Here is a 7,643-nt window from a genome sequence, read left to right as displayed (position 1 = left end):
CCTGCTACTGCGGCGGCTGTACCGAGGGCAAGATAAGCTGCGGCAAGGCGAAGGAAGTGCGGAAAAAGTTTGAAACTATACACAATGTCAAATAAGAAAATTCAATACTAAGAGTAAATAACCTACTAGACGGAAAATCTAGTAGGTTATTCTTTTTTGTAACCTTGTATACAATTGATGTATTTGTTTGGTGGTGGTTTGAAGTGTGCTCATGTGATACTTGCAATTGTTCTGAGAAGTGTATGTGTGTGGAAATCCCAAATGCAGATACTTGCATTCATTCAGAAGATATTGTAAAGCTTGGTAGATTTTCTCATGAAAAGTGGATTGTTAAGTATGGATGGTATACCTGGGGAGGAAACAGACCAGTTATTGGGTGGTATCTTACCGGATTTGATGATACATCCAGATTGAAACCTCTTCAAAAAACGGATATAGATGATATCTACATTATCGAAAGATAGGTGTGATTGTGATTGGAATATATTGTAATCCCTGAAAGTGGTGAAAAAATCACAGTAGGGGCAGTTGTACAAATATCTGAGGATTCAGATACAAAATATGTCCTGCTAAATGGGATATACATATATGACGGTACACAGGCTACAGGTCTATTTTTCTCGTCTATTCCAGATCGTATAACTGTACCAATAGATACTGTAGATCTATCAAAACTTATTGTAATATCCGATGGGACAGGTGGGTGTTCATGCCCATGTGAACCGCATCCGAATCCACCGCCGCCACATAGAGCATATAACTGTGTAGAAGAATATGTGGAGAATATTGCATATCATACTGGACAACTTATATGGTTAAATCATGGAGAAATATATCAAGCGGCATGCGATTTTGTTTCGTCAAAATCAGAATCTACAGTAGAAGCAAATTTTAGTGCTGACGTTGAATCTAGTTATCTTGTTCCAATTTCCGAAAAAGTATCTAGTTCAGTTGGATTAGCGTATGCACTTGATTTTGAACAAGAATTTCAAACTTCTGAACCGACAAAAGCACAAGCAGATGTATTTTTATCAAAACTAAATCCGCCGATACCTCCTGCACCTGGTATTACGCTTGTGAATATAAATCCAGTGTCTGCTACGTTTACAATATCATTTATGTATTGTAAATCTGGAGATGAACTTATATTTGTTCAAATCGATGATAGCATACGGGAAACTATTTCTGATATTGAAAATAGGATAGTCGATATTCAACCTATATCTAATATCGAGTTAGAACAAATGCTAACATGAGGTGATTTTAGTGGGTAAATTTTTAGATGATAACGGTGTCCTGTACTTATGGAACAAGATCAAATCGCTGTTTGTGCAAAAAGAAGATGGAAAGGGACTATCTTCAAATGATTTTACAGATGCAGAGAAAACAAAACTATCTGGCATTGAAGCTGGTGCAAATAAATATGTGCATCCTACAACCGACGGAAACAAGCATATTCCTACAGGTGGTTCCGATGGACAAGTACTAAAATATGGTGGTTCATCCGGTACAGCTGCATGGGCGAACCCAGAAGTGATTGCTGTAGATGATGCACTTTCTAGTACATCAACAAATCCAGTTCAAAATAAGGTTGTTAATACTGCACTAGGTAATAAGATAGGCACGTCTGCCAGAGGTGCGAAGAATGGTGTTGCTTCCCTCGATGCAAATGGACTTGTCCCCAGTTCTCAGTTGCCGTCCTATGTAGATGATGTTATTGAAGGCTATTATTCTAATGGAGCATTTTATAAAGAAGCAACGCATAAAACTGTGATTACTGGTGAAACTGGTAAGATTTATGTAGATTTAACAACAAATATGTCTTATCGATATGGCGGCACAGAATATGTAAAAATCACATCATCTGATATGGTTGCTATTACAAATGCGGAATTGGATACGATTTGCGTGTAAGGCAGGTGCTATAGTTGGGTATATATTTAAGCAAAGACGGAATCTCATATCTATGGTCTAAAATCAAGAATAAGTTTTATATCAAGCCCTCTACAGGCATTCCGAAATCTGACTTAGCTTCATCTGTACAGACAAGTCTGGGAAAAGCAGATACAGCACTGCAAAAGCATCAAGATATTTCCGGAAAGGTTGATAATACTGCGGCAGGGGCAGATTCACTGCTATCAAAAATAACAAATAATTGGACTGCAACTCCTACAGATAATACATATTTTATTAGACAAGATACGTCAAGTAAAAATGAATTTGGTCGAGTTAAATTTTCTACTTTATGGAGCTATATAAAGTCAAAAGTTGAATCACTAGGCTATACTAAAAATACTGGTACTATCACAGGCATCAAAATGAATGGTGCAAGCAAGGGTACTAGCGGCGTAGTTGATCTGGGTACGGTTATCACAGCACATCAAGATATTAGCGGCAAGCAAGACAAGTCCACGGCAGTAACACATAGTGCAAACACGGCGGTTGGTTCTGCTACAAAACCTGTTTATATTGCTGCGAACGGTGCTGCTACAGCTATAACCCATTCTATCAATTCCGATGTCCCTGAGAATGCGAAGTTCACTGATACCACCTACAACGATGCCACACAGTCTGCACATGGTCTGATGACTGCGGCGGATAAGAAAAAGTTGGACGGTATCGCTGCTGGTGCAACTAAGGTCGCGGTAGACAGTGCCTTGTCTGCTACCTCCACAAATCCGGTGCAGAACAAAGCTGTAAAAGCCGCACTGGACAGCAAGTCAGCATCTGGTCATACACATGCGATGATAACAAACAGCGCTCTTTGGGTAAGCGGTGCCAACAACACTGCAAAATGGGTTAAGCTAGGCACGCTGGTATCCTCCGGTAATTTTAGCAATGCCATGATACGTGTATGGAGCGGTGACGGAGCAAATGGTCGTGCGAACCAGAACTCATCTTTTGAAGTTCAGATCAAGGACGGATGGCAATCCACAGAATCGGCGACAAAAGCGTGTGGCGTTACGGTCTATCGCGTCGGCTGTAGTAGTGTCAAAGTCAAAGTGATAACTACAGCACATGACACATATACCGTTTGGGCGTATATGCCTTGGGGGTACTGGAACGGAAATTACGCCGTATACGGTAAGTATAAGTCTTGGACATCTCAGCAGCTGATACAGTCTGATGAACCGGAAGGCACTGCAGCCGACACAGCCTATTACGATCAGGCGTTTCTGACCAGCACCGTAGCTAAAGCTACCGAAGCCACAACTCTAACTGATTCTGGGTGGTCAAACGTTACTACTTATATTGTTGATAAAAGCAAGTTTAATAATATAAGTACAGAATTCCGAAGAATCGGTCAGATTGCATGGGTTAAATGCAGTTTTACACCGAACGTTGCCATGACCAGCATTACGATTTGTGACGTGACAGATATTGATCCGTTTGTTGCTGTGACTCCGGCTAATTCTGTATACGGGACGGGCAGTAACAATGCTGGAACTGAAAACTTTATAGCAAACGTATCTTACAATCCGGACCATAAATTATATTTAAGAGGTAATTTTAAACCGTCTACCATTTACAGACTGATGTTTTCGTATACGGTAACCTAAGGAGGTAATTAAAAATGGCAAAGACACTTTGGAATGAAGGACGAGTTGTTGGATATTCAGCATATGAGCTATATGTAAGACATGCAATCACGACAGATCCGGAGCATCCACCAGTAGACGAAAAAACATGGCTTTCATCTATGCTTGGAATGGGAAACTCTATGGTGTTGCATATAGGGACAGATGAAGTTCAAGGTATGCACTATCGAGATTTCTCATTACCAGAATCATCTAGACTATGTGCAGCATCTACAATCATAGCCTCAGTATTTTTAGGGGCTGGAAGAAATGGTGATACAGATTTTAAAAGTGCAGAATCCGGATGGGCTACGTCTATTTCAGATTACGGAATTCTAATCAACAATACCAATTCAAGTTCCCCTACTGGAGCTGTAGATTCTAGTAGTGCTATACCACCAAGCACAATTTCAAATGTATCAGAATCAGAATATACTACATATGTATCAGAATATTCAAAAATCGTAGATGGCATAGTGATTCAGCCAGGAGCATGGTCAGATAATATGAAAAAACCACCAGAAAAGGCGCTTGCTCCTAATATGACAGTTGTACCAACTTTGAGAATTGCATTTGCTGATCAAATCACACACCCATTTTATATTATATTGACAGGTTTTTTAAATCGATCTATTATAAGCACATTATCGAAAAGTACATCGAGTAATTCTGAAGATGGTGACTTTTTAGGTCCAGCAGAATTCCCATGGTCTTCTAAAATCGTATTTCAAACGCCAGCAGCATATGCATCTTTGTATGCAAGTACGGATTATATCAGATCATTTCCAAAACAAAATGACGCAGTCCATGTGACAACTGACAGTGTTATTGACACAGAAACCACGAATCCAATTGATTTTTACGCACAAAATAGCCCTGTGTCTACGATTGATATAAACGTACAAAAGCTAAAGACCGTAAAAACCGGTGCTTCTGTACTTGCAACATATTCAGCTTCAGATGATCTCCCACCTGCACTATATGGCATGCGACTAAAATCCGCAGTATCTAACTCAAATAATCCATATATCGCATCTGTTGAATCACCGGTTTATGGATTATTTCATGGAGATGAATCTGACGCATCGAAACTGGATTACACTATGTCAGATTCCGACTGGACTACATTATCACTGGTATCAAAAAATAAAAAAGACGCTGGGTACACAATATCTAAGACCATATTGAAGTCGATATGGAATAAACTGTGTCAAGATAGTTATAAGTATTCATACGCTAAAAATCTGTTTTACATAAACATGCAAGATGATTGTGCATTTAGTTTATTTCCTGCATCAGAAATTCAAACGCTGGAACAATATATACAGCTACTGAAAACTCCAGATTCAGCATTTGCAACGTATAAAGTTCAGTTTGATAATCCAGTATCAATCAAAAACAAATTGTACTATAACTTTACAATTGGTTGTCACCCAGGCACAGATTCTGTATTTTGGTTGACATTCGGTGTATCATCCGATGATATTGCGTTGCCGAATGCAATGTGTCCGATCGATACAACAGCACCGGGTACAGTAAAGCTATATACAAATCAAGATACTGCAAAGATATTAGAGGATAGCTATCCCAATAATACAGCACTTATTCGGGATTCTAATTATGTAATACATCAGCTGAATCAGTATCAAGATGTTGTGCCTATATCTAAAGTAGAAACATCTTCAGTTTTGAATGATTTATATGTATACAATCTAAACATGATTAATCCATACTTAGTAGTTGATGGAAATTCTCCAAGAAACGGCGTTACTGTAAATGCGCTATCTGGATATGATGCAAGTAAATCTGTTTGGGATAATGAACCGAATACATATACAATTACTTACAATGAAGAAACATTGTCTGGTACATATCTGCAATCGCACCCAGAAGAAAAACTAAAATACAATGAACCCGTTGTCATAGTAAAAAAGCGTATTGTTGGCTATCTGTCAGATAAAATCAAAAATCTCTGTGGATATGAGTACGATCCAGATACTAAGAAACTAAAATCTGGAGGATACTGGGATAATGCGGTCCTCATATTATCGACTATTCCAGAATCCAGAAGAACTGATTACTACTATATTGTACCGTCTACACGCTCAGACACTACAAGAACTCAGGATACGTTTGCTTGGCCAGTTCGTAAATCAGACAATTATGTAGATGTTACAGTACAGTATAGAATACGCATATTTGTTACAAAAACCACAAACTCTGGTGTAATTTCATCTGAATACAAAATTCCGTCCATGTCAAATACAGTACAGCTGTCTGATGGAACAGCAACACAAAGTGGTTTACTTGGAAGCATGTGGAATAATGGATCTAGTTCTGATGGTCTAACGTACAATCACGGATGGGCATATATTCACACAGATGATCAAGTGCACACCATATTAAAAGATGCAATGACACCTCTGAATGGTCAAAACAGCTGTATCTACGAAGGCGATACTCTGTTGCCGATGTATAGTCTGTATCACACTAATATGACAGCAAGCGATGCGTTCGGGGTACAGTCCATGACAAACGCAGGGATTTTATCAAAATTTCAAAGTATGTCCTTGCACGACTTCTTAGTAACTGCAATCACTACAGACATGGGTACAGGTCAAACCTTAAATAATAACATATCCGCACATCGTGAAAACCTGATACAGTCTGTATCATTTTATACAAATGGAAAACACGAATCAGGTGCATTTACAAGTGCTGGTGATTTGCTGTTTACGTTGCAAAATAAAGTATCTACTGATACCGTGGAAAAAACCATGTTATTATCAGTACCAAGCATGTATCAAGATAGTGTGGGAAATGCACCGCAATGTGCTATGATACAGACAGGTAATTTAAAATCTAGGGTATTATCACTTTCAGATCATGAAAATTCCCCTTATGGACTATATGGTACATCTGGAACTATACAAAGTAAATCTGTTGGTAAGCTAACGTGGATGCAACTTTTGAACGCCTTAGCTGGCGATAAAACACTAGACTTGCTAACAGACCAGATTCGGCAGCTTATTTCTGCACTATCTACTTGTGGAGATGGTGAGTGGAAAATAAAAATCGAAAATGGAAAAATAGCACTTGTCTGATAGGTGGTGTCTAATGCTATTGTATAAAGTATACTCAGCGTCAAACAAAAATCAATCAAAGATATCAGCAAGCCAACTGGTAAATCGACTTGGAAAGTATTTATATAACCATCTGGACGGTGCATTTCAGTATAAAAAATCCGGTAATACTTTTGATGTGTACACAACTTTGCTGTACGAATTAAAAGAAGAATTTGGTGGAATCAAAAATGACGTTCAAGAGATGACACTAAATATAAGTATAACTACATATCAAAATAAGATTCGAGTAAATACAATTGAAGTATCCCCAGATGAAAGAACACTTGGGTATGATTTACTAAAGCCTGAGCTGTTAAATGATCTAGATACCGCAAAATCTGTGATTATGCAAAAAGTTCACAAACGGATTGATAAGGCATATGATCACCATATCACATTATATTGACATCTTCAAAATTTCTTTCATTTTATACCTCCAAAACAAGAGCGTCGTATTAAGCCAAAATACGACGCTCTTGCATGTTCTGATCTGACGCTCGTTAGTATAATTGTAGGAAACACTAAAACTCTACAAATTACAAATAAATTGTGAGGTACTTATCATGCAGAATGAAAATCAAACAACCAAGGGAATCAATGTATCTGATGTTGTTTATACAATCCAGAAGCTTGGTATTTCATCAAACCTTTTCGGATTTAACTACATTCGATACGCAATCGAACTCATTGCAAAAGATGAATCCTATATGCATTCCATCACAAAACGCCTTTATCCGGAGATTGCAAGAGCATTTAATTCCACTAGTCAGCGAGTAGAGCGTGCAATTCGTCATGCAATCGATGTGAGTATGTATCGTGTGAATCATGAGTATTGGGATATGATATTTGATGGAATTTGTACACTTGATGATGTACGTCCTACAAATTCAGAATTCCTTGCTACACTATACACATACTTAAAGTACAGATGCTGATAACC

Annotated in this window: 6 protein-coding genes; all 6 read left to right on the top strand. The window is 38.3% G+C overall.

Annotated features, from left to right (window positions below):
• Positions 1 to 476 precede the first annotated feature (476 nt).
• The 6 genes from RUMCAL_RS15475 (at position 477) to RUMCAL_RS07265 (ending at position 7,638) form a co-directional block, all read left to right on the top strand.
• Positions 477 to 1,256: a hypothetical protein gene (locus tag RUMCAL_RS15475; protein ID WP_156902482.1), complete on the top strand. Its 780-nt coding sequence runs from the start codon at positions 477 to 479 to the stop codon at positions 1,254 to 1,256.
• Between the two features lie 10 nt (positions 1,257 to 1,266).
• A complete protein-coding gene (locus tag RUMCAL_RS14600; protein WP_051343715.1) occupies positions 1,267 to 1,914 on the top strand; it encodes a hypothetical protein in 648 nt (215 codons plus the stop codon).
• A 14-nt stretch (positions 1,915 to 1,928) separates the two neighbouring features.
• Positions 1,929 to 3,560, top strand: coding sequence for a hypothetical protein (locus RUMCAL_RS07280; RefSeq protein ID WP_021682025.1), 1,632 nt, complete (start codon positions 1,929 to 1,931; stop codon positions 3,558 to 3,560).
• Between the two features lie 14 nt (positions 3,561 to 3,574).
• Positions 3,575 to 6,682: a YbdD/YjiX family protein gene (locus RUMCAL_RS07275; protein ID WP_156902480.1), complete on the top strand. Its 3,108-nt coding sequence runs from the start codon at positions 3,575 to 3,577 to the stop codon at positions 6,680 to 6,682.
• Positions 6,683 to 6,695: 13 nt separating this feature from the next.
• The gene (locus RUMCAL_RS07270; RefSeq protein WP_021682023.1) at positions 6,696 to 7,109 is read left to right on the top strand and encodes a hypothetical protein; all 414 of its coding nucleotides are present in this window, start codon (positions 6,696 to 6,698) and stop codon (positions 7,107 to 7,109) included.
• Between the two features lie 157 nt (positions 7,110 to 7,266).
• Positions 7,267 to 7,638 (top strand): sporulation initiation factor Spo0A C-terminal domain-containing protein, encoded by a 372-nt coding sequence (locus tag RUMCAL_RS07265; RefSeq protein ID WP_021682022.1) that lies wholly within the window; start codon positions 7,267 to 7,269, stop codon positions 7,636 to 7,638.
• The last annotated feature ends 5 nt before the right edge of the window (positions 7,639 to 7,643 follow it).

It is taken from the genome of Ruminococcus callidus ATCC 27760 (assembly GCF_000468015.1).
GTDB lineage: Bacteria > Bacillota > Clostridia > Oscillospirales > Ruminococcaceae > Ruminococcus_C > Ruminococcus_C callidus.
Note: the sequence above shows the minus strand (reverse complement) of the source record. Positions and strands in the feature narration are given on the sequence as shown.

Excerpts from the sequence above, each read along its gene's own strand:
- RUMCAL_RS07265 (WP_021682022.1), top strand. The coding sequence starts at position 7,267 with ATGCAGAATGAAAATCAAACAACCAAGGGAATCAATGTATCTGATGTT.
- RUMCAL_RS07275 (WP_156902480.1), top strand. The coding sequence starts at position 3,575 with ATGGCAAAGACACTTTGGAATGAAGGACGAGTTGTTGGATATTCAGCA.
- RUMCAL_RS07270 (WP_021682023.1), top strand. The coding sequence starts at position 6,696 with ATGCTATTGTATAAAGTATACTCAGCGTCAAACAAAAATCAATCAAAG.